Annotated in this window: 17 protein-coding genes; 8 read left to right on the forward strand and 9 right to left on the reverse strand. The window is 63.1% G+C overall.

Features of this window, described 5'->3' with window-relative positions:
- Positions 1–128: 128 nt before the first annotated feature.
- On the forward strand, positions 129–449 hold the full coding sequence (locus Pan44_RS22335; protein ID WP_145033999.1) for a hypothetical protein: 321 nt from the start codon (positions 129–131) through the stop codon (positions 447–449).
- Positions 450–451: 2 nt separating this feature from the next.
- On the opposite strand, the gene Pan44_RS22340 is transcribed toward Pan44_RS22335, so the two are convergent.
- Positions 452–913 (reverse strand): YaiI/YqxD family protein, encoded by a 462-nt coding sequence (locus Pan44_RS22340; RefSeq protein WP_145034000.1) that lies wholly within the window; start codon positions 911–913, stop codon positions 452–454.
- 239 nt (positions 914–1152) lie between these two features.
- Between Pan44_RS22340 and Pan44_RS22345 the strand changes: the two genes are divergently transcribed.
- From Pan44_RS22345 to Pan44_RS22355, 3 genes are all read left to right on the forward strand, one after another.
- Positions 1153–2070, forward strand: a complete 918-nt coding sequence (locus Pan44_RS22345) for a YybH family protein (protein ID WP_145034001.1) — start codon at positions 1153–1155, stop codon at positions 2068–2070.
- A gap of 55 nt (positions 2071–2125) precedes the next feature.
- Complete coding sequence (locus Pan44_RS22350) at positions 2126–4327, forward strand: tetratricopeptide repeat protein (RefSeq protein ID WP_145034002.1); 2202 nt, start codon at positions 2126–2128, stop codon at positions 4325–4327.
- 364 nt (positions 4328–4691) lie between these two features.
- Positions 4692–6335: a serine/threonine-protein kinase gene (locus Pan44_RS22355; RefSeq protein WP_145034003.1), complete on the forward strand. Its 1644-nt coding sequence runs from the start codon at positions 4692–4694 to the stop codon at positions 6333–6335.
- A gap of 7 nt (positions 6336–6342) precedes the next feature.
- Here the strand turns inward: Pan44_RS22355 and Pan44_RS22360 are convergent, their stop codons facing one another.
- Positions 6343–7821, reverse strand: coding sequence for a DUF1501 domain-containing protein (locus Pan44_RS22360; protein WP_145034004.1), 1479 nt, complete (start codon positions 7819–7821; stop codon positions 6343–6345).
- Positions 7822–8964: 1143 nt separating this feature from the next.
- Between Pan44_RS22360 and Pan44_RS22365 the strand changes: the two genes are divergently transcribed.
- Positions 8965–10503 carry a hypothetical protein gene (locus Pan44_RS22365; protein WP_145034005.1) on the forward strand — a complete coding sequence of 513 codons (1539 nt, stop codon included), beginning with the start codon at positions 8965–8967 and terminating at the stop codon, positions 10501–10503.
- Here the strand turns inward: Pan44_RS22365 and Pan44_RS22370 are convergent, their stop codons facing one another.
- The 3 genes from Pan44_RS22370 to Pan44_RS22380 form a co-directional block, all read right to left on the reverse strand.
- On the reverse strand, positions 10504–11151 hold the full coding sequence (locus tag Pan44_RS22370) for a class I SAM-dependent methyltransferase (RefSeq protein WP_145034006.1): 648 nt from the start codon (positions 11149–11151) through the stop codon (positions 10504–10506).
- Positions 11152–11167: 16 nt separating this feature from the next.
- Positions 11168–12112, reverse strand: coding sequence for an aminotransferase class IV (locus tag Pan44_RS22375; protein WP_145034007.1), 945 nt, complete (start codon positions 12110–12112; stop codon positions 11168–11170).
- Positions 12113–12259: 147 nt separating this feature from the next.
- Positions 12260–12769 (reverse strand): hypothetical protein, encoded by a 510-nt coding sequence (locus tag Pan44_RS22380; protein ID WP_145034008.1) that lies wholly within the window; start codon positions 12767–12769, stop codon positions 12260–12262.
- A gap of 482 nt (positions 12770–13251) precedes the next feature.
- On the opposite strand from Pan44_RS22380, the gene Pan44_RS22385 reads away from it, so the two are divergent.
- Positions 13252–13650: a hypothetical protein gene (locus Pan44_RS22385; RefSeq protein ID WP_145034009.1), complete on the forward strand. Its 399-nt coding sequence runs from the start codon at positions 13252–13254 to the stop codon at positions 13648–13650.
- A 141-nt stretch (positions 13651–13791) separates the two neighbouring features.
- On the opposite strand, the gene Pan44_RS22390 is transcribed toward Pan44_RS22385, so the two are convergent.
- The 4 genes from Pan44_RS22390 to Pan44_RS22405 form a co-directional block, all read right to left on the reverse strand.
- Complete coding sequence (locus Pan44_RS22390; RefSeq protein WP_145034010.1) at positions 13792–14334, reverse strand: hypothetical protein; 543 nt, start codon at positions 14332–14334, stop codon at positions 13792–13794.
- 48 nt (positions 14335–14382) lie between these two features.
- A complete protein-coding gene (locus Pan44_RS22395) occupies positions 14383–17700 on the reverse strand; it encodes an efflux RND transporter permease subunit (protein WP_145034011.1) in 3318 nt (1105 codons plus the stop codon).
- A 316-nt stretch (positions 17701–18016) separates the two neighbouring features.
- Positions 18017–19510, reverse strand: coding sequence for an efflux RND transporter periplasmic adaptor subunit (locus Pan44_RS22400; protein ID WP_145034012.1), 1494 nt, complete (start codon positions 19508–19510; stop codon positions 18017–18019).
- A gap of 135 nt (positions 19511–19645) precedes the next feature.
- Positions 19646–20092 (reverse strand): hypothetical protein, encoded by a 447-nt coding sequence (locus Pan44_RS22405; protein ID WP_145034013.1) that lies wholly within the window; start codon positions 20090–20092, stop codon positions 19646–19648.
- A gap of 902 nt (positions 20093–20994) precedes the next feature.
- On the opposite strand from Pan44_RS22405, the gene Pan44_RS22410 reads away from it, so the two are divergent.
- Complete coding sequence (locus Pan44_RS22410; RefSeq protein WP_145034014.1) at positions 20995–22527, forward strand: arylsulfatase; 1533 nt, start codon at positions 20995–20997, stop codon at positions 22525–22527.
- 119 nt (positions 22528–22646) lie between these two features.
- Positions 22647–24194, forward strand: coding sequence for an arylsulfatase (locus Pan44_RS22415; RefSeq protein WP_145034015.1), 1548 nt, complete (start codon positions 22647–22649; stop codon positions 24192–24194).
- The last annotated feature ends 12 nt before the right edge of the window (positions 24195–24206 follow it).

The raw sequence follows: 24206 nt of genomic DNA on the forward strand, positions 1-24206 counted from the left end.
TCGATCAATGGCGACGGACGGAGACACGAATTCTGCTTCGCCTGCGCCGATCGCTCTCGAAATGGCTAGGATGCGATTCGGCGAGCAATCGCCGGTTCTGTTCCGGGCCGACATGAAAGACAGGTGTCGTGCGACAGCCACAACCGCTTCTGGCATTTCAGCCCCAGTTCCCGGTCTACCTGCTCGGCAGAAACGGGCGGCCCCTTGTTTCCATGCACGCCGACGGCAAGGCGGCCATTGGCTATTCGAGCCGCGAGCTCGCCTGCGAGGCGGGAGAACTGCTGCTACAGGAGGGGGCGACTCAAATCGGTGTCCTCAGCGTCTCCACGGCGGACCGCTTCCAGCAGGTCATTGCCCAGCTCGCCCGCCACGACGTCCGGTATCTCCTGTGGGACCATGTCGGCGAGGAAGCCGGGAGCAGGGTGATTGACCTCAAACCGCCCGAATGAAGTCACGCGCCGCGCGACTTCCTGCTCGCCGCCAGCCAGCGATCGAGCTGATTCGCAAACGCCTGGCGATCCCGCGGAGTGAAGTTGGACGGCCCACGGACGATCTGTCCGGCGCCCCGCATCTCGTCCATGAGGTTGCGCATGGCGAGCCGTTCCCCCATATTCGCTTCCGTGTAGAGCGTTCCCCGCGGATCAATCACAGTCGCTCCTTTGGCGACGGCATCGGCTGCGAGAGGAATGTCGGCCGTAATCACGAGATCTCCGGCCGACAGCAGTTCGACGATCCGCCGATCCGCCACGTTCATGCCGCCCGGCACGAGGAGGCTGTCGAGCCAGGGAGAGTTGGGGACGCGCTGAATCTGGTTCGCGACGAAGGTCGTCCGCGTCTCGGTTCGAACGGCGGCCTTCAGAAGAAGTTCCCTGACTGCGGCCGGACATGCGTCCGCATCGACCCAGATCTGCACGTTGGCTCCTGTCGGTTTGACGAGGGAGTGTAGTCACGGTCGAGGCCGTGTGCGTCTTTTCCGCGTTGAGGAATTGAGTCGGCGCCGAACTCGTTCTTTGCGCAGCGTCTGCATTTTCTTCACAACCGGATCACAGACTTGATGAGGATGGCGAACCCTTTTCCGGTGACTTGGGCTGGTGGTGGGGCGGTGGGTATAGTCGGGCCGTCGTTGCCCGATGGCTTGAGGAGGACGATTCGATGCGATGTCGCTTACTGGTGTCAGGGCTACTGGGCTGTTTTCTCAGCCTGCCGCTCGTCGCCGCGGAACCCGATGCTGCCGCACTGGCGAAGATCGTCGCCGAATCTGTCGACCACTTCGGCAAGGCGGTCGAGAAGGGCAACCCTGCGGCGGTCGGCGCACTTTTCACCAAAGAGGCGGAGTACGTCGACAGCGACGGAGTCGTCTTCCACGGTCGCGCGGCCATTGAGGCAGAGTTCGCGGCGCACTTCGCGGCAAGGCCCCGGGGAAAGGTGGCGGTCGAAGTCATTTCCATTCGCCCTATCGCCGACTCCGTGCTTGTCGAGGAAGGAGTGTCGACGTTCACTCCTGAGACCGCCGGGGCGGTGACGCATACGAGGTACGTCGCCACTCACGCCCGGCAGGCCGATGGCAGCTGGCAAATGGCCAGCATTCGTGAGATCGCTTCCGGAATCGCATCTCCGCACGAACGGTTGAAAACGCTGGCGTGGCTGGTCGGCCGGTGGCGTCAGGAATCGGATGGTTCGATCGTCGATACCGAGTGGGAGTGGTCCGAGGATGGCAACTTCCTCGTCAGCCAGTTTTCGTCGACGCAGTCGACCGGAGAAGTTTTGAAGGGGAGCCATCGCATCGGCTGGGATGCTGAGCGCGGCCAGTTCCGTTCCTGGGTCTTCAGCGCCGATGGAGGGGCGGCCGACGGCTGGTGGACGATTGATGCCGACAGGTCTTCGGTAGGGCTGAATGGAGTCACCGGCGACGGCGCCCGGATGGCGGTCACCGTGAGTTACCAGCTGGACGGCAAGGACGCGATGGTCGTTTCGCAGGTCAATCGCACAGCCGGCGGGGTGGCGCTGCCGGGCTTTACCAATCGCGTGGTGCGGCAGCCTCCTGCGCCGAAACGAGTCACCACGCGTTGATCTGAAGCGGCCCGCGTCGCTGTTCCTGCACACACTTCAATTCCGAGGTCTCACCATGAGACGCGCCCTGCTTCACGCCGCACTCGTCGGAGTGCTTTCCTCACAACTTCTCGTTGGCCCAGCCTTCGGCCGCGGGTTCGGTGGAGGGGGCTTTGGCGGAGGCGGAGGCGGAGGCGGCGGCTTCCGCGGCGGCGGAGGAGGCTTCGGCGGTGGGGGAGGTTTCGGCGGGGGCGGTTTCCATGGCGGCGGTGGCATGTCGGGCGGCGGGTTTCGACCGTCTCCCTCGCCGGTCGCACGACCTTCAATGCCGAGCGGCGGCGGTGGGGGCATCAATCGCCCGGGGGGCGGCTTCGGCGGCGGGAGCCAATTGGGCGGCGGAGGCCGTGGAGGGCTTGGCGGCGGCGGGCTTGGAGGCGGCGGAATCCGGCCCAATGCCGTGCACATGCCGGGAGAAGGCGGAGGCGGCCTGCAGATTGGCGGTCGGCCGCAGATTCAGCCGGGTGGCGGAATCACGCGGCCTGACCTGAGACCCGGCGGCGGCCTTGGACCTGGCGGCCTTGGATCGGGCGGCGGCGGAGAGCGTCTTCGTCCCAACCTGCCGGGGCAGACCGCTGGAATCGGCGGCAACCGTCCAGAGAACCTTCCCGGGATCGCAAACCGGTTGCCCGGTGCGGGGGGAGGAGCGGCGACCCTTCCGGGACTTGGGCCCGCGCGGCCCGGCAGCGGTGGAGCGGGGGAACGCCTGACGCCGGGGACACGCCCAGGGGCGGGTGGCGCCGGTGAGCGGTTCCAGCCGGGCAACAGGCCGGGGGCGGGGGGGAGCGGCACGCAGTGGACTCCTGGTCAGCGCGGGTCGATTCCTGAACGAACGAACGATCTGTCGAGTCGCTTCGATGACCATTGGGGCGACAGCGGCTGGCATCACCAGCAGTGGGAAGGTCCCAATGGCGGCGACATCAATCATGTCGGCTTCTGGGGCCCGAACGGATATTGGGGGCACACCGGAGCATGGGGGCCGAATGGCGGTCACTGGGGACATTCCACCGGTATCGGGCCGAATGGCGCCTTCGGACACACGATCGGCTGGGGCCCCAACGGCAACGTGTGGGGACATGGCGGCGCCATCGGACCCAACGGCGCCTTTGGATGGGCCGGATACGCCGGCCCGGCAGGGCATTGGTCCCGGAACTGGGGAGGCTGGTACAACGGCTACGCACCGACCTGGGGCAATGGCCGCTGGAACTATCTGTGGGATACCTATCCCGTCGCGATGGCCTTCGGAGCGACGATGTGGGGCATCAACACAATCAACTGGATGTTCGGCGTCGGAAGCTACTACAACCCGTACTACAGCGGAGGGGGGGCCGTCTCCTATTCGCAGCCGATCGCCGGCGACCCGACCTATGTGGAAGCTCCGGCCGATGCGTCCGCCGATCCGAACGCGACCGCGACCAGCGACTCCGCGCCGCCTGATCCTCTGACCCAGGCGTTCGACCAGGCCCGGACGGCGTTCTACAACGAGCAGTTTGATCAGGCGCTCACGTTGACGAACCAGGCGCTGACCAAAGCGCCCCGCGACGCGGCAATCAACGAGTTCCGGGCACTCTGCCTGTTCGCGCTGGGACAGTTCAAGGATGCCGCGGCGACGATCCACGCCGTCCTGGCTGCCGGGCCCGGAATGGACTGGACCACCATGATCAGCCTCTATTCCAACCCGGACACCTACACCACGCAGCTCCGGGCGCTGGAAGATGCCGTTCGGGAGAATCCGAACGCGGCCGACGTCCGGTTCCTGCTCGCCTATCACTACATCACCGCCGGCCACAAGGATGATGCGGTGGCGCTGCTCGAGGAAGTCGTGAAGCTGCAGCCCCGGGATGAGCTCTCGGCCGACCTCGTGAAGATGTATTCCCCGCCCTCCGACTCCGCGGCGCCCAAGCCGGCGGCGGACGATTCGGCCGACCAGGTGAAAGAACCTGCCTGGCCGATGGAGAAACTGGAAGGCAACTGGACGGCGCGGAATGACAGCGGCGAGTTTGCCCTCACCCTCAACAAGGACGAGAGCTTCAGCTGGACGTTCACGCGCGATGGCAAGCCGCAGGCGATCAGCGGGGCGTATGTCGTCCGCGGCGACAACCTGGTGATGCAGCCTGATTCCGGCGGCGTCATGCTCAGCCAGATCACGCTGAAGGATGACCGCACGCTGCAGTTCGCGCCTCTCGAAGAGGGGCAGAAGCTGACATTCAAGAAATCGTGAACGCGTTCGGACTCGTCCTCCGTACGCCGCAGGTGCGAGTGAAGGTCTTCCCGTTGAACCGAGCGTGTTTTCAAAGGCTCGCGCCCGGCCCGAGATCCGGGCCGGGCGTCTTTCGTGTCGGAATCGCACGAGTTCTCCCTCCGGGGAAGAATCCGATTCACTCTCTGCTCGATCGTCGGCACTGGGCAAGACGATTTCGCACGCGTTTCATGTGACCGCCGCGCCTTGTTGGAAAGACCGGCCCAGTTCCGGTCGTTAACGTTTCAGGCCGGACGGCGGTTTGCAGTCCGAGCCTGGGGGAGCCCGCTCGCCGGTGCGGCAGGGCCCCAGGGGGCCGGGGACAGACCTCCCGGGGGATTCACGATTGGAAACGCGGTCGGACGAGCAGCTGGCGTTGATCTTCGAGGGACTGACTGCGCGCCTGCGGTCGGGAGAACGCGTGTCGCTGGAACAGGCGGTCGCGCAGTTCCCGGACTACTCCGACGACTTGCGCGAACTCTGGACGACCCTGCTGCTGACCGAGGACCTTGCCAACGATCTCGCCAGTGTGGAGACCGTCTGTGAGGAGCCTCCGTTCGTTCGTTCGGAACTTCCGAAACGCATCGGCGACTACGAGCTTGGCCGGGAAATCGGGCGCGGAGGAATGGGGGTGGTCTTCGAGGCCCGGCAGGTCAGCCTGAACCGGCCTGTCGCCCTGAAGATGATTCTGCGGGGCGAGTTTGCCACGCCGGCGGAACGCGCCCGATTCCGAGCGGAAGCCGAATCGGCCGCCCGGCTCGAACATCCCCATATCGTGGCCGTCTACGAAGTCGGTGAGCACCAGGACCAGCCCTATTTCAGCATGCAGCTCGTGCCGGGAGCGACTCTCGCCCGCCGAATCGCCGATGGCCCGCTGCCTCCTCGCGAAGCGGCCGAACTGATGCTTCCCGTCTGCCGCGCCGTCGCACATGCCCACCACCGCGGCATCCTGCATCGCGACCTCAAGCCGTCGAACATCCTGATCGACGCCGGCAATCGCCCGCTGGTGACCGACTTCGGTCTCGCGAAACGTCTTGTTGCGGCCGACGAACGCGCGACGTCGCCCGCCGGTCCGATCACCCGGTCGGGGGATCTGCTGGGGACCCCCGGCTACATGGCGCCGGAGCAGGCCGCCGGCAATCGCGGAGAAGTTTCGAGGGCGACGGACGTCTACGCGCTGGGGGCGATCCTGTACGCCACGATGACCGGGCGGCCGCCGTTCCAGGCGGCGTCGCCAGTCGACACGCTGATGCTTGTTCTCGAACAGGATCCGCCTCTGCCGCGCGTGGTGAACCAGTCGGCCGATCCCGACCTGGAACTGATCGCCCTCAAGGCGCTTCAGAAGCCGGCCGATCTTCGCTACGCCACGGCCGATGCCATGGCCGACGACCTCCAGGCGTATCTGAACCACGAGGCGATTTCAGCGCGGTCCTCGCATTTTTCCCAGATCCTGTCCCGCGCGTTCCGGCCGACGCATCACGTCGCCGTTCTCGAGCACTGGGGATTGCTCTGGATGTGGCATGCGACGGTCGTCTTCGTCCTGTGCATTCTGACGAACGTCCTGCAGGTCCGCGGCGTGGAAGCCCGCTGGCCCTACGCGAGCCTGTGGACGGTCGGATTGGGGACGTGGGCTCTGATTTTCTGGAACCTTCGCCGACGGTCCGGGCCAGTGACGTTCGTGGAGCGGCAGATTGCCCACATCTGGGCGGCGAGCATGGCCGCCTCGACGATGCTGTTCGCCGTCGAGATGCTGCTGGGGCTTCCCGTCCTCAAACTGTCGCCTGTGCTGGCGCTCATCGCCGGCAGCGTGTTCATCGCCAAGGCAGGCATCCTGACCGGCGAGTTCTATTTCCCGGCAGCGCTGCTCTTCGCCGCCTCAGTTCCGATGGCGCTCTGGCCGAAGTACGGGCTGACCATCTTCGGCTTTGTCAGCTGGCTGACGTTCTTCTTCCCGGGCTGGAAGTTTCACCGCCAGAAACGAAGGCGTTAGCGCGCCGTCAGGCGATCAGGTCTTCGATGACCCTGGCGGGCTCGACGCCGGTCAGCTTCTGGTCGAGCCCCTGGTGCTTGTACGTGAATCGCTCGTGGTCGAAGCCCAGGAGACGCAGCGTCGTCGCGTGGAAGTCGTGAATGTGGACCGGATCCTTCACGATGTTGTACGAGAAATCGTCGGTCTCTCCGTAAATCTTGCCGGCGTTCGTTCCGCCGCCGGCCATCCACATCGTGAAGCAGCGTGGATGGTGATCACGGCCGTAGTTCTCTTTCGAGAGCCCCCCCTGCGAGTAGATCGTCCGGCCGAACTCGCCCCCCCAGATGATGAGCGTATCGTCGAACAGGCCGCGCTGCTTGAGGTCCTGAATCAGGGCCCAGCAGGGCTGGTCGACGTCGCGGCACTGGTCGGGCAGGCGGCCCGAGACGTTCGCGTGGGTGTCCCAGTTGTTGTGATAGACCTGGATGAAGCGGACCCCCCGTTCCACCATGCGGCGTGCGAGCAGCATCGTCTGTGCGAAGCTCCCGGGCTTCTTTGCCTCGTCACCATACAGCTGGTAGGTGGATGCCGGTTCCGAAGCGAGGTCGGTCAGCTCGGGGACGCTGCTCTGCATCCGGAAGGCAAGTTCGAACTGCTCGATGCGGGTCTGGGTTTCGGGATCGCCGTACCGCTGGTGGGTCATTTCGTTCAGCGACTTCAGCCCGTCCAGCGTCGTCCGCCGCACGGCGGCATCGACTCCCGGCGGATTGTTGATGAACAGGATCGGGTCTCCGCCGGACCGGAACGAAACGCCGGAGTGCTTCCCCGGCAGATAACCCGACTGCCACAACCGGGCCGAGATCGCCTGCACCTGTTCGGTGTTCGTCGGCTTGGCGACGAGCACTACGAACGTTGGCAGATTCTCGTTCATCGAGCCCAGTCCGTAAGAGGCCCAGGCTCCCAGGCAGGGGCGACCGGTAATCTGGTTGCCGGTCTGCATGTTGGTGATGGCCGGCTCGTGGTTGATCGCCTCCGTGTGCATCGAGCGGATGAACACGAGGTCGTCGACCATCTTCGAGGTGTAGGGGAGCAGTTCACTCACCCACATCCCGTTCTGGCCATGCTGGGCGAACTTGAACTTCGACGGCGCAATCGGGAACCGCTTCTGCCCCGAGGTCATCGTTGTCAGCCGCTGCCCCATCCGCACGGAATCGGGCAGGTCCTTGTCGTACCACTCCTGCATGACCGGCTTGTAGTCGTACAGGTCGAGCTGCGACGGGCCGCCGACCATGTGCAGGTAGATGACGTGCTTTGCCTTCGGGGCGAAGTGCGGGGCGAACGGGCCGTCAACGCCGCCGGAGAGCAGGTCGGGGGCTCCGGCCGGAGTGGCGCCGAGCGAGTTCGTCCCGAGCAGCGAACTGAGTGCGGCGAAGCCGAGCGCGTTCTTGCCCTGGGTAAGGAAATAGCGGCGGGTCTGCTGCTGGAATGGGGAGGAAAACAGCGACACAGCCAAACTCCAGGAAGGGTGGGGCAGAGTGACCTGGAAAGGAGGGAGTCTTTCCAATGTATGCGGCGCGTCGAGAAATCGCCACGGCGGGGCGAGGGAACCCAGGACCGGTCACTTTTTCAGGATGGGCCAATTCGTCGTTGGGTTGCGCCGTTGCCGCAAAATGACTTGCGGTAACGAAAGTCGACCGACCGTGAAAAAGTGACTCGCCCCGCCCCAATCCCCACCTGCCCAAGCACTTCCGAGTACCGAGTACCGAGTACCGAGTACCGAGTACCGGGCCCCCACCCGCGCAACCGCCCCCGACATGAGGGAGGATCCTATGAACACAACCACCGTCAACCTGTCGTCACACACCCCGGCCTGGCCGGCTCCATGTCCGCATCACCCACGCTCTTCCGATCCCTCCGCGAAACTTCCTCAGGAAAAGAGGGCGAGGAGTACAGTACCACCCACACAACGCGCCCTCCTTGCCCCCCTCGGCCTCAAACGCCTCCGCACTGTTCCCGATCCCTGCCCGTGCCTGCGACTTCCGCGCACGGCTGGTCACGTTTTCAAGATGGGCCAGTTCGTCGTTGGCGTTCGTCGTTGCCGCAACATGATCTGCGGTGACGACCGACGGCCTGTTGTGAAAAAGGGACTCGCCCTGCGAGGGAACGCCGCCCGTTGCGGAGTTTCGGAGCGAAAGGACCGGGGCCGCAGTCCCGCGCGCAACCCCTCACGAAACTGTGGAGGGACCATGAACACGATGACAGGAATTTCGTGACAGACCGAAAAACTACAGCCGGGCGTTCGGAAGCCATTGGTTTCGGCCCGTTCCCACCGTGCCACCGATGGGGGAAAGGGGGAATAGGGGCCAGAAAAACGCTCTCCTCGTCAACGTGCCCGTCTTGGTCTCTCACCCGCTGCCACCCCGGAAGGACGCGGTGCACCGGCGGGTGTGGCCGAAGTTCGGCGTGCAATGGGCCTCCTTTTGCGGTAATTTCAACGCACGGAGTGAACTCCGCGCTGGGGGGCTAGGTTCAGAGGGCCGGGATGATGACGCCGTTCAAAATTGCATGTCCGGATTGCGCGGCCGCGCTGCGGATCTCGGATCCGGCGCATCTGGGGAAGTCGGTGAAGTGCCCGCGCTGCAGTTCCCGCATGCTGGTCCCGACCGCCGAGGAGGCCGGAATCGAGGTGGAGGCGCCGGTTCGTCCACGTCCGCCGTCCCGTCCCGCATCGCGTCCTTCAGCGCTGCCCGCCAGCGCGCCCCGCCGGTCGAAGCCGGCCGATGACGATTTTCTGACTGGCTTTGACAGCGACGAGTTTGAAGACCTTCCCGTCGAGCCGGAGCCCCGTCCGAAGCCCGTTAAGAAGAAGCCGAAGAAGAAAAAGTCTTCACGATCCCGGCCCTTCGATACCTCGCTCGCCTGGAAGGGGGGCATCGCGGCCGCCGTCGTGGTCTGCGTGCTCGTGGGATGGAAGTTTGCCGCGCCGTTCGTCGACGTCAGCAAGTTGTTGGCGATGTTTGGCGGCGGGGGGACGAGCCCGGATCTCACGTGGCTTCCCGATGGAATCGATGCCGTGGGCGAAGTCCGGGTGTCCGAACTGGTGCAGGCTCCGGTCGTGAACACGGCCCTGCAGTCGCCCCAGGCAGCGGCCGGCCTGGCGATGATGAAGGGGATGCTCGACATCAACTTGCAGGATGTGGAATCGGTGCGATTTGGCATCTTCGCCAGTCCCAGTCCGATGTCCCCGCCCCGGGTCTCCGGCGTCGTGATTCTCTCCAAACCAGGACGCATCGGGGCCGTCCTGGAAGGGACGACTTTCGCCACGCCGCCCGGCGCGAACAAGGTCGGCCACGGGAGCCGCTTCCTCTACACGCTGACGGCGATGCCGACGATGACGCTGTGCTGCCTCGATGACCGCACGCTCCTCTTTGGCGGAATGAACGAATTGAAGGCGGTCCTCGACAAGGAAGGGCGGCCCGAATCGACCTCCCGGTTCGGGTTTCTCGACAAGCGCCGCCAGTTCTCGCTGGTGATCGCACCGCCAGACATGAGTACCGCCAGCGGCTTCCTGGGGGCCTCGTCGTTTGCGATGTTCAAAGCGACACCGGTGACGGGCCTGTCCTTCGCGGCCGATGTCGATTCGGCACTGCGTGTCGCCTTGTCCGTGAACACGAAGTCGTCGAAAGATGCCGCGGATGCGAAGGTCCAGTTCGACCAGGGTTTGTCGAAGATGCTGGCGGTGTCCCCCCTTGCAGCGGGGGCGGACCCGTCGGTCAAGCAGGCGCTGCAGTCCGCGAAGGCGACGGTCTCCGGACGGACGGTGGCGGTGACCTTGGACCTGCCGGTCGAATCGATGGCGTCGGCCCTGGCCGCGGGGCCCTCCCCGTTCGGCCTGCCATCCAGTCGATTCTCGACTCCGCAGCCGGGGTTTAAACCGCTGATCAGCCCCACGATTCCCAAGGCGCCGGTGTATGATACGACCCCGCCGTCGTTCATCACCGAGCCGTCCACGACGGCAGAGGTGGGGCCGACCGAAATGCCTGCCGGCATTCCTGGATTCGGAACACCTGCTTCGCCGATGCCCCAGCCTTCAGCGCCGGCTGAGTCGACCCCGCCGGCCCAGTCGGCGTCCCCATTCCGGCCCGTGACGCAGCCGCAGAACCCGGCGCGTCGTCCGTCGGGATTCTGATCAGCCTTCAACGGGTCGTTGGAGGTGCTGGACCCAGGCGGGCGGAACATTGATGAAGATCCAGTCCCGCCGGACTCTCTGCGCCTGAAACCTCGTCTGCATGATCCGTTCGATGGCGGCGAGGCGCTCCTTCTCGGGGCCCCGAGTCACGGACACCCGGATCGGCCGGATGAACATGTACTCGAACAGCGAAAACGTTCCCCCCGGCTTGAGGAGGCTCAGGCACCGGTCGACGAGACTTTCCACAAGCTCCGCCGGGAAATTGTTGAACGGCAGGCCCGAGATGATGACGTCGTACAGGCCGTCGGCCGCGAAATCCTGCAGTGGGCAGACATGAACGTTCGACACCGGCGCGGCCGGTAGATAGTTCGGATCGGACTGGAAGCGATCCTGCAGCAGCCGCGCGAAGTCCTGGTTGATTTCCACCAGGTCGAACCGGTCCTCGGGCTTCACTTCCCGCACAATGTGCCCCGTCACCGCGCCAGTTCCGGGGCCCACTTCCAGGATCCGCCGCGGACCTGAGCACCGCGCCAGCGGGCGAGTCATCGCCCGGGCCAGAAACCGGCTGCTGGGCAGAACGGCTCCCGTGGTTTCGAACCGCTGTCGAAACTGGCGGAAAAACAGGATCTGGTCGCGAAGCGAAGTCATGCCGCTCGATGTGCTTTCAGGACGAACTCTGGAGGCTGGCCTGCGAAACAATGTCGACTCCGACCTGCGTCGACCAGGCCGCAATCAATTGGCGCCACCGCATTCCGGGGCGACCCGATCCGATCGGTACGCCGTCGACCTGCGTGACGGGAACGAGGCAGGCCGAAGTGCTCGAAAGCAGGACCTCATCGGCCTGGGCCAGTTGCGACGGCGTGATGTTTCGTCGCTCGACGCGCAGTCCGAGCGACGGGCACAACTCGAATACGACACGCTGGCTGATCCCGCCGAGCGTTGTCAGTTCGGAAGGAGTCGTCAGTGTCTCGCCGAACAGAGCGAAGATGTTGCCGCGCGCCGTTTCCGTGACGAAACCGTCGAGATCCAGCAGCAGCGCTTCAGCCTCCGGTCGAGACCTGCGGACTTCGTGGTCGGCCAAAAACCAGTGCAGCCGGCTGCGGTACTTGATGCGCGGATCGATGATCGACGCCGGGATCTGCCGGACCGCCGGGATCGCCAGCGACAATCCTTCGCGATAGTGAAGGGCCGCAGCCCTGGTCTCGAGCGGTCGCGTCGTGATGCAGACGGTCGGACGTCCCGGGTTCACGGCCATCCCCGCCGAAAAGGCCTCGCTCTCCCCGGCCGTGACGAACAGGTTGATCACTAGGTCCGCCCGATCGTCCATGGCGGCCGCATTGAACTTTGTCAGCTCAATGACGAGATGCCGGATCTGGTCGAGCGACTCCCTTGGCGTCACGTCGATCGAACGCAGTGAAAACGCGAGTCGTTCGAGGTGGTCGTCGAGCCGGAATGGCGTGTGGCCGAATGTCCGGAGGGCTTCGGTGACCGTGACCGCCTGCACGACTCCGAAATCCCAGACCGGCAATCGCGCCGCGCGCAGAGGAACAAACTCGCCGTTCAGGTAGGCAAGCGGCTCATGCGGGGGGGAGCCCGAAGGCAGGTCCATGCGGGCAGTCGTGTGCGCCGAGTCGATGGGGCTTCAATGCCGACGCATCGTGACGGGTCGTCACGCCTTTGAGAACCGTTCCCGGCAGCGGGACGCGAAGCCGCACCGATTCGCCGGACCGGGTGAGGGCAGCGCCGCGTTCATTGATTACTGCTTGATCAGAGAAACACGGCCGGAGGGCTGGCCCCCGTTGACGGGCCCCTCGAGTTGCAGCAAGTCGGGCGTCTTTTCCAGGATCTTCCACTGGAGACGCCAGTTCAGTCCGGATTCGGAAGGCTCGTCGAGATCCGGACGGTGTCTGGAGACCAGGGTCACTTCCAGTTCGTCGCCGCTGCATTTCCAGACCGCCGCGTAGGGCGACTCCTGGAACTCCGTCAGCAGTGCGGAGCCGTCGCGCTGGAGTTCCAGCCGGCCTCCCCTGGGGAAGCTCGTCGAATCTTTGACCCGCCACGTTCCGACCAGACATTCGTCGCGTGAAGGAGCGAAGAACGTCCCGAGCGCCAGTCCAGTCGCAAGCAGCGCGACCGCCCCGATGGCGGCCGTGCGGCGGGAAACGGAAAAATGCGATTCGTCAGCCATCGTGAAGATCGTGAAGGTGGCCGTGCGGGCGACGAGCGACGCCGGACATGAGGAGCCGTTGACCGCAGAGAATAACACCGTTCACCCAACCCCGGGGCCGACCATTCGTCGGATTTTCTGCCCTCGAAGTTCAAGTGGTCATCCGGAGGCCTCTGCTGATTGGCAGGGGGGCGTGCGTGCCATTCGCCGCAGGCGGACACCCCTCTCCCATGGTCGGAGCGATTTTTCAAGAGTTCATCGATGGCGGCGCCGTTCTGAATGCGCTCCGCGCCGCATCTCTTCCCCGAACGCTTATCGACGACGAGGCCGCCCGCGGGGCTTCGGAATCGTAAGACTCGGCGAGGCGCGATGAGTCGTGCGATCGAACAGTGGGTGGAGTGACTGCGCCTGTCGTCGGGACGATAACAGGATGGGGCCGGCGGAATCTGCCGGAGTTCGTTCGCGACTGGGAAATCGCTTGCGAAATGCGAGTCAATCGGATTCGGCACGCGGGTCGCAATTGCGATGGTCAACGCCAAACGGCGTCGAAAACGACAACTCCATCACTCAGGGAAGATGCCATGAAGACCACATTGCTTGCCGCGTTCTCCGCTCTCGCCCTTGGATTTGGTGTGACTGCTGAGGCCCAGATGCCCTGCAATACGGGCTATGGCTGGGGGAACTCGACGATCTACTCCCCGACGACCAGTTACTACCCGACGACGACCTCCGCGTATTCGACGAACTATGGGTACGTCGTGTCGCAGCCCTATGGGGGATACATCACCGCACCGCAGTACAACTCGTCGCTCTATGGTTCGGGGTACTACGGCTCGACCTGGAACAACACGTCGACCTACCGCGCTCCGACCTATACCTACGACCCGGTGCATGGCGACTTCCATCGGAACGCCAGCTTTTCGACGAATCGCTGGAACAACGGCTTTGGTCACTCGAACCCGCGCCACCGGAACTGGTAACGGATCAACAATGCCCGATCGAGGAGGAACTTCCATTGCGAATCGTGTCTGAACGAGGCCGGCTGTGGAGCGGGGTGAACGGGGTGAGCCCGTGACCGCATCCACAGCCGATCCGTTTTTCTCGGCGGTCATGACGGCGGGTTACTTGTGGCTGTGGTCATGGTCATGATGGTGTTCGACCTTGCTGGTGAACTGCTTTCCGGCAATCGTCACCACCAGTTTGGCGTTTGAGTTTTCATCGTCGAGATGGCGGGCAAGTTCCGCGCTCACCACGTGGAATTTCGAGCTCTTTCCCGCGCCATCGGAATCTTGAGGAGCAGCGGGCAGATGAAACTGATCGGGCTTTCCGTCGTGGGCCAGATTCAGTACGACCTCGGTCGATTCAATAGGCACCACGTTCCTGGCCGAACCGTCGAGGATGTAGACGGTGATGGATCCTTCGGCGCCGTGAACGATCTCTGCGTGGTACTCCTCGTTTCCCAACTCGACGAGGTCGCCGTGATGCGGCCCTTCCGAGGGGTGGTCGTGGTCATGACCCGCTTCCGCAGCGGTGGAAGAGGCCGGAGTGCTGGTCGTCTTCTGCGGGGCTGCCCCGCCGCATCCGGGGAGCGCCAGCGAAGCCCCAACGATGGCCAGACAGGCCCAGGGGGCGGAATGGCCGGAAAAATTCATTGCCTGTCGCATGCTTCGAACCTCCTTGTGGGACTAGGAATCGTTTTCGTTACAATGGCGTCAGTGACCTGGATCGGCCGCGGGTGTGGACTCGGCGGAGTTGCCGGCGGCCTGTCCTGAGTGGAGGGCTTCTTCTTCGCGTGGCTCGATAAGTACAACCTCCTGTTCGGCCTCGCTGATCACCCGCTGGGCGGCCTTCAGGCCGAAGAGCCAGAACAGGGCGGGGTGGACGAAGAAATCGAGAAGGGTCGAGCTGACGACGCCGCCGAGGATGACGGTGGCGACCGGATAGAGGATTTCCTTTCCCGGTTCTCCCGAGGCCAGTACGAGGGGGACGAGTCCGATTCCGGCAGTCAGGGCGGTCATCAGGACCGGTGCAAGCCGCTCCAGCCCGGCCCTGATGATCATGTGATGCGTCCAGCCCTCGCCTTCGTACTTCACGAGGTGCAGATAATGGTTCAGGAGGAGGATGCCGTTTCGGGATGCGATGCCGGCGAGTGAGATGAAGCCGACGATGCTGGCGATCGTCAGCGTCTGGCCTGTCAGGACGAGGGCGAACACGGAGCCAATGAAGGCCATGGGCAACGCGGCCATCACCTGCAGTGAAAGATTGGTCGAGCGGAACATCGTGAAGAGGACGAGGAACACGCCGATCATTGCGACGACGAAGAGCGCGCCGAGGATTCGGCTCGCCGCCTGCTGGCTCTGGAACTGGCCGCCGTACTCGACGAAATAGCCCGACGGCAATGACGCGGTGATTCCGGCGACGCGAGTCTGGATGTCCTTCACGACGTCGACTACGCCGCGGTCGGCGACGTTGCATTGCAGAACAATCCGCCGGCGGACGTTCTCGCGATTGATCGTGTTTGGCCCGCCGGATTCGTAGATGTTGGCGACGGCCTCGAGCGGAATCTTCCGGCCCTCGGGCGTATCGATGGTCAGCCGGCGGAGCCCTTCGAGATCCTCCCGGTACTGGTTCTTGAAGCGGACGAGCAAGTCGAAGGTGCGCTGGCCGTCGAGCACTTCCGAGACGACTTCACCGTTGAGGGCTGTCTGGATGAACTCGTTGACGTATTTCGCAGACAGGCCATTCAGGAGGAGCTTGTCGCGTCTGAGTTCGATCCGGAGCTGCGGGATGAGGACCTGAGGTTCGAGGATGACGTCCTTGACGCCCGGGATTGCTTTGAGAACCGTCTCCATCTCCTCGCCTTTACGGCGGAGAAGGTCGAGGTCATCGCCGTAGATCTTGATGCCGATCTGCGCCTTCACGCCGGAGAGCATGTGGGAGATCAGGTGCGAGATCGGTTGTTCGACGGCCGATACGATTCCCGGGATGTCCGCAACGGCCTCGCGAATCTCATTGATCTGCTCTTCGCGGGACCGATGCGAGTCTGGATCGAGGTCGATGAAGAATTCGCTGGTGTTGACCCCTTCCGCGTGTTCATCGAGTTCCGCGCGACCGGTGCGTCGTCCCACTCGAATGACGTCCGGAACGGAAAGGAGTCGCCTGTCGACGGTCTGGGCGATGGCGTTCGAGACGGCCAGTGAAGTCCCCGGCGGCATCAGCACGTTCAACTGCACAGTGCCTTCGTTGAAGGGGGGGAGGAAGTCCCGCTCCAGATTGGCGACGAATACGCCGGAGATCGCGACCGCAATCAGGACGACCGTCAGGTTCAGCCGGGGCCAGGCGAGGCTGAAGCGGATGACGAGTTCGGCGATGCGCTTCAGGAACCGTAGAACAAATCCGTCTCCTCCATGCCCGCCTGTCTTTCCCGAGCCGAGCAGCCAGTACGAGAGGACTGGCGTGACGGTCAGCGAGACCAGCAGCGACGCCAGAATCGAGACGATGTAGGCGACCGCCAGGGGGGTGAAGAGCCGTCCTTCCATCCCGCTGAGGGCAAACAACGGGATAAACACGAGGCAGACGATCATCGTGCTGAAGACGATCGAGTTGCGGATCTCGGTGCTGGCCTGGAACACCACAAGGAGCGGAGACTTGGGATGGGTGGCGTGCCGATTCTCGTTCAGGCGCCGGAAGATGTTTTCGACGTCGACGATGGCATCATCGACGAGTTCTCCGAGAGCGACCGCCAGGCCGCCGAGAGTCATGGTGTTGATCGACATCCCGGTAGCGGCGAACACCAGGGCCGTGATGACGAGCGACAACGGGATGGCCGTCAACGTGATGAACGTCGTACGGATGTTCATCAGGAAGAGAATCAGGATGATGACGACGAGAATGACGCCATCGCGCAGGGCCTCGATCACGTTCTCGATCGCGCGGTCGATGAACGATTTCTGGGAGTAAAGCGGAACGATCCGAATGTCTTTCGGCAGTGACGGCAACAGTTCGAGGATTGCCTTCTCGACATGATCGGTGACCAGACGCGTGTCGGCCCCGGGCTGTTTGTTGATCGTGAGGACGACCGCGGGCCCGCCCGACCAGGAAGGCTGCTCGCCGGTGGAGGGCAACGCGCCGCCGCTGGCGGATTCCATGCTGGCCTTCGCGAGCGGATCGTCCGACGTGATGTCCGAGCGGGTATAAGCCGAGCTGTCGCCCCGCTTGACCTGAGGGCCTTCGACAACATCGGCCACTTCGGCGAGCGATACCGGCCGTCCTTCGCGGATCGTGACAACGACCTGCCTTAAATCGTCGAGCGACTGAATTCTTCCGATGGCTCGAACCAGCAGTTCGTTGGGGCCCTGCTGGTCGAGGTATCCGCCGGTTGCGTTCTCATTGCTTTCGACGACAGCCTTTTTGACCTCCTCGAGATTCACTCCGAAGCGGAGCATCGCATCGGGATCAACCAGCACCTGAAACTGCTTGCGCCCTCCGCCCATCGTGAAGACCTGGGCGACGCCGGGAATTGTCAGCAGACGCTGGCGGACGGCCCAGTCGGCGAGCGTTCGCAGCTCCAGGGCATTGGTCCTGTCACCGTCGCTCCACATGCCGAGCATCAGGATCTGGCCCATCACCGACGAGATGGGAGACAGCTGCGGCCGGACGCCATCGGGCAGCCGGTCCTGAACCAGCTGCAGCCGTTCCGTCACGATCTGCCGGTCGTTGTAAATATCGGTGCCGAATCCGAACTCGACATAGATAATCGAGATGCCGACGCCAGACGAACTTCGCACTGCCTCGACGCCGTTCGCGCCGTTGAGAGTCGTCTCAATGGGGAAGGTGATGAGCGCTTCGACTTCCTCCGGCGCCATGCCGGGCGCCTCCGTCATCACCACCACACGGGGGCGATTGAGGTCCGGAAAGACGTCAATCGGCGTGTTGAGCGCGACGTACGTGCCGTATCCGGTGAGGAAGAGCGCCAGTGCGATGACCAGCATGCGCTGGTGAAGGGCAAAACGAATGACGGCGTTCAACATGATGTGTCAGGCAGAAGGAGTCGGCGCGAACAGGGGCTTGAATCAATGAACACGATCGACAGTGCAGCTTCGAGCGGCGGCCTGGCAGAGCCGGCAGATCGAACAGGGGCGCGGCGTGTGGTCGGCCGCATCATTTCGATGAATAGTGCGGTCACAACTTCGAACGAACTGTGTCGAGCAGGGGGGGCCTGTTCCTGGTTCGAAGTTCAAAAGCTTCCAGACCATTGCGACCTGAAAGACTCCGATGACCGTGAGGATTCCGTAGACTTTCAATGACTTCGCTGACATGGGCTGTCTCCGAAAGGCGTAAGCCGGCCTAGTGGTTGTGTCCGGCATGTGGATCGACCCCGCCACCCGCCTTGTTCTTGAGAGCCATCTGCATCTGATGGGCTCCGCGCAGTGCAACGACGTCGCCGGGGAAGAGTGAGCCATCGTTGGCGACAACGACTGACCGCGAGTCGCGATGCTCCACCTTGACCGGCACCCGGTCAAAATGATCGCCGTTCTGCTGGAAGACGAAGGAGTCGGCTCCGTCACGTGCCACGGCGGCGACCGGCAGGACGAGACGCTCCGGCCATTCCTCGACAGGTACCAGCAGTTGCAGCCGCTGCCCGAGTCGGTAACGCCACTCGACGAAACGTTGCTGTGTATCTGGCCGGGATTGGCCGGCGATCTCATTCGGCAGGCGCACGAAGAAGGGGAGCGTTCTTGAATCGGCATGAATGGCGCTGGCCGGGTAGAGCAGTTCCAGTCCCGGCATCTGCTGAGGCTGACTTCCGGCTTCATCGAAGATTGCGGTCACTCTCCAGCCATGACTGGCCGCCTGGCGGAGGGACGGAAGATCCTGCTCGAAGGCCTGACCTTCGATGTACAGTTCGGAGAAGTCCGCGAGGACGGCAAGCGTCTCGCCGGCCGCGATGGTCTGGCCTTTGTGAACATTGACCTGTTGCAGGAGCAGCGGATACGGCTGGCCTGGTGCGGATGTTGTCTTCGGGGTTGTCTCGGGATCCTGGAACGCGACTGGTCGGACGGGCTGATCGGTAGGCTTGAAGTCCTCGTGGGAATGGTCGTCAGGGAATGGAGCGACGATCTGAAGATCCCGCAACAATCTGCGCTGCCCGGTGATGTCATCGATCTGCCGTTCCGAGAGGCCGAGCAAACGCAGCGACTCCCTGTAGGCGCCGAGCATGACCTCCAGTTTGTCCTTGGCATACTGACGTTCCAGCAGGGTTTTCTGCGGGATGGCGCCGCCTTCCGTCGCCTTCGTGAGTCTCGCGATTTCGCGTTTTTCGACATCAATTTCGCCGACGGTCTTGAGCAACTCGGTCTGTGTCGAAACCAGTGCCTCAGCCGTGATGCGAATCTCGAACAGGAGCGTCCCCGGCTCGACGGCTTCACCCTGGACTGCGTGGACATGCGTGATCACTCCGGCCACGGGAGTAGAGACCTGGACGAGAGTCCGCCCCGGCCGCTCCGTGATGATCCCTGGAACCGTGATCGTCCGCTGAAACGTCTGCAGGGCCAGCGGCTTGAGGTACTCCGCGGTCAGGCCGATGTTGCCCAAGGCCTGTGGCGAAAGCTCCAGCGTGGCAGCGTCGTCGTGAACGTGTTCGTGTCCCTGGTGGGCGTGGCTGTCGTCCCCGTTATCGTGGCTGTCGAGCGAAGACCTCGACTGATGGCCGGCGATCGTCGACGAAACGAGTTCCTGGGCGGCCGGCCACCAGCGTGCCCAGGTGGCCGCGCCGACTCCGAGAGTGCCGATAGCAATGAGAATCCAGGCCCATCCCCAGGGGACGCGCGATATGTGCATGAGATGCCCCGGCCGCGCGGGCGGCCCACTTGAGAGGCGATAGAAGCGGAGAAACCGACGCTCTTCAGAGCATCGACAAGGGCGAGCCTGAGCCAGAAGGCCAGGCGAGTCGCGCAGCGGTGAGTTTCCGGCCGGCTAGACCGTCCACACCTGCAGCCAGGCGCGCAATTCCTGCGCAGCGAGGCGTGGCAGGGAGAAGTCCCGCAGAAATTCGAGTCTCTCGCCGAGGCTGGCGGAGGGCTGAACCAACGGGGTGGGCAACACCACCGTGTTCCATTCCACCACGTTCAGAAATGAGCCGCCCTCGTCGGCCACAACGTAGACGCAGCCGATTTCGCTGCAACATTCGTGCGAATGGCGGCCCGGTTCTGGAGACGCAGGCGAGCTTTCATCGTCAAGGGGTGTCGATTCCCGGCCGGAGCCGACGGTTTCGGCGCGCTGGCCCGAATGACACGTGCAGCAGGTGGAATGAGTGCTGCGCGGCTCCGCCTTGGCCTCATGGTCGTGATGCCAGCAGCAACCGAGAACGCTGTGGAGCAGCGTCGCGGCGAGTGTCAGCGTGGTAACCAGTTGGGGAAACATTGCAGGCGCAGAATGGGAGGCAGTGCGACGGCATCATTCGCGACGGCGCGTCGCAGCGTCAAGGCCAATCGACGGAACAGGTCACTGAGCGCGACTCCGTTCCGGACTCGCCAAGGGCAGGTCGAAGTCGCATCGATGGCCCAATCTGGATTGGATGCATGATGGATCACTGCCGTGTCACAACTTCTGGCAGCAAACGATTGCGACATTTGCTTTTTGAGTGGGGCAAATCGGGACAGTGTTGGTGACGGATCGTCAGTTCCTGACACGTTGATCGGCACTTTGCGCCCATTGCGATGTCGGTTCATCGCAACACTGCGAATGTGTCCCGTGCGTGAGACTGGACAACGTCGATCGGCCTTTGTTCCAATCAATCTGGACTGACATGAATCAGATCCGGAAGGTCGAATTCGCCATAAAGGCGCGATCAAGACCAAACGAAGTTGGGGCGAATTCCTGCTGGCGTCTCGCGACAACACGCCGGCGCATCAGGACGCCGCCGTCGCACTGCTTGAGAATGTCAAACCCTGACAAAGGGGGACGTGGTGCTCAGAGCGATCGATCCAGGATAACGCCAACGCACTGGCATTCTCGTCGGGCGACGGCAAGAAACTGACGTTTCCGAGTCTTAGCACTGGAACTGTATTTCGACACGGTTCTGGTAACCTGCAAGTCTCTTTCACTGGCCGGAGGCAATGATGACGCTGAATCATGTCCGATTTCTATCGTTTGGAATAGTGCTGCTCTACACGACGATCGTGCGAGCCGAGAACGTGCAGGATCGAGCGCCGTCGAACGGCTCACGGGTCCTCAGACGAAGTGATGGCCTGCAACGCTCCCGAATCAACGAGCCCACAGTTCTGCGATCGCAAAGAATCGTCGATCAGCGGGCAGCATCGTTGATGCGGCTCGCAGCCGCCTCCCAGAAATCCGGCACGGCGAAGAAGCCGAACATCCTCGTCATCTTCGGCGACGACATCGGCATTCCGCAGATCAGCGCATACACGATGGGGATGATGGGCTATCGCACGCCCAACATCGATCGCATCGCAAAGGAAGGAGCGATCTTCACCGACTCCTACGGCCAGCAGAGCTGCACGGCCGGTCGGGCGTCGTTCATCCTCGGCCAGGAACCGTTCCGCACCGGATTGCTCACGATCGGCATGCCGGGCGATCCACACGGCATCCAGAAATGGATGCCCACGATTGCCGACGTCATGAAGACCCAGGGCTACGCGACGGGCCAGTTCGGAAAGAATCACCTCGGCGATCGCGATGAACACCTCCCGACGAACCACGGCTTCGATGAGTTCTTCGGCAACCTGTATCACCTCAACGCCGAAGAGGAGCCGGAAGGCTACTTCTATCCCAAGGATCCCGAGTTCAAAAAGAAGTACGGCCCGCGCGGCGTCATCAAGTCGACGGCCGACGGCAAGATCGACGACACCGGCCCGCTCAACACCAAGCGCATGCCGACCGTCGACGAGGAATTCCTCGCCGCCGCGAAGGATTTCATCGACCGGCAGCACAAGGCCGACAAGCCGTTCTTCTGCTGGTTCAACTCCACACGGATGCACGTCTTCACCCACCTGAAGAAGGAATCGCTGGGGAAGACGGGCATGGGCATTCATGCCGATGGCATGGTCGAACACGATGGCATGGTCGGCGAACTGCTCAAGCAGCTCGATGACCTCAAGATCGCAGACGACACGATCGTCGTGTACACGACCGACAACGGCGCCGAAATCGCCCTCTGGCCGGACGGCGCCATGACCCCCTTCCGCAGCGAGAAGGGAACGACCTGGGAAGGCGGCATGCGGATTCCGATGATGGTCCGCTGGCCGGGCGTCGTGAAACCCGGAACGGTCTACAACGATCCCATCTCCCTCATCGACTGGTTCCCCACCCTCTCCGCGGCGGCCGGCGTCGCCGACATCAAGGAGCAGATGAAGAAGGGCTTCGCGGGCGTCGGTGGAAAGGAATTCAAGGTCCATCTCGACGGCTACAACTTCATGCCTTACTTCGAAGGGAAGGAGAAGAAGGGACCGCGCGACACCGTCTACTACTTCGACCAGGGAGGCAACCTGAACGCCCTGCGTTGGAACGACTGGAAACTGAGCTTCGCCTCCTCCAAGGGCAACATCGCAACGGGCACTCGCGAGGTCACCGCCTGGGCGATGATCACCAACCTGAGGATGGACCCGTACGAGCGAGGGCTCGAAGAAGGTGGCGAGGCGATCAAGTTCCTCGCCCAGAACATGTGGCTGCTCGTTCCGATCCAGGGAAAGGTCAAGGAGTTCTTTGCCGATTTCGACCAGTACCCGTATCAGACCGGCAGCACGCTGAACCCGGCAGGCATCAACTACGGCATGCTGCGCCAGCAGGATGCGATGAAACGGCTCAAGGAACTCGAGACCATGAAGCCGTCTCGGTAACCCCGGAGATCCGGCGCGACCAGCCCGTCACGCGGGTTGGTCGCGCCTGTTGTTGAGATCACACGTCGCAGGTGCGGGCGCGACGTTGAGTTTGCAATCTCCACTGTCAGGAGAGTGTCATGACGTACTGTCGGTTGCTGTTGTTGCTGCTCGCGGCAGGTTCAACGCAGGCTGGTTCTGCGTGGGCCGCGGAGAAACCGAACATCCTCGTCATCATGGGCGATGACATCGGGTGGTTTAACCCCAGCTGCTACAACAGCGGAATCATGGGCTACCGCACGCCCAACATCGATCGCATCGCGGCCGAAGGGGCGCGGTTTACAGACTGGTACGGCCAGCAGAGCTGCACGGCCGGCCGCGCGGCCTTCATCACCGGCCAGTCGCCGATCCGCACCGGCCTGACCAAGGTTGGCCTGCCCGGTGCCGACATCGGGCTCCAGAAGGAAGACCCCTGCGTAGCCGAGTTCCTCAAGCAGTTTGGCTATGCGACGGGCCAGTTCGGAAAGAACCACCTGGGCGACAAGGACGAGTTCCTGCCGACGAACCACGGCTTCGACGAGTTCTTCGGAAACCTGTACCACCTGAACGCCGAAGAGGAGCCCGAGAACCCGGACTACCCCAGGTCACCGGAGTTCCGGAAGAAGTTCGGACCGCGCGGAGTACTGAAATGCACGGCCGACGGAAAGATCAACGATACCGGGCCGCTCACCCGCAAGCGGATGGAAACCATCGACGAAGAGTTTCTCGCGGCGTCGCTCGATTTCATCGACCGCCAGCATGAGGCCGGCAAGCCGTTCTTCTGCTACTTCAACAGCACACGGATGCACATCTTCACCCACCTGAAGAAGGAGAGTGAAGGCAAGACGGGACTGGGAGTCTACCCGGACGGAATGGTCGAGCATGATGGCATGGTCGGCCAGCTGTTGAAGAAGCTGGACGACCTCGGGATCGCCGAGAACACCATCGTTGTCTACACGACCGACAACGGCGCCGAAGTCTTCACCTGGCCGGACGGTGGCACGACTCCGTTTCGCGGTGAGAAGGCGACGAATTGGGAAGGCGGGTTCCGGGTCCCGATGTGCATCCGCTGGCCCGGTGTGATCAAACCCGGCACCCTCGTGAACGACATGGGCGCTCACGAAGACCTCATTCCGACGTTTGCCGCCGCGGCCGGAGAACCTGATCTCGTCGCCAAGGTGAAGAAAGGATACTCGGCCGACGGGAAGAACTTCCGCGTTCACCTCGATGGCTACAACCTTCTTCCGTTCCTCAAGGGGGATGTGAAGGAATCGCCGCGAAAGGAGTTCCTCTACTGGTCCGATGACGGCGACCTGATGGCCATCCGCAGCAACCAGTGGAAGGTGTCGTTCATGGAACAGAATCATGAAATGGGCCCGAAGTATCCGGCTGGGCCCTGGCAAGGGCAATTCGATCGGCTCCGCGCGCCGACGATCTACAACCTGCGAACCGACCCATTCGAACGGGGCACGACATCAATTGAGTACGGCAAGTGGATGGCCGAGCGCATGTTCCTCATCGTTCCGGCCCAGGCGCAGGCCATTCAGTGGCTTTCAACATTCAAGGAGTTTCCTCCGCGACAGAAACCCGCAAGCTTCAATCTCGATGAAGTCATGCAGAAACTGACGACTCCTGCAAAAAAGAACTGACCCGCGGCGATC

Source organism: Caulifigura coniformis (genome assembly GCF_007745175.1).
Classification (GTDB): Bacteria; Planctomycetota; Planctomycetia; order Planctomycetales; family Planctomycetaceae; genus Caulifigura; species Caulifigura coniformis.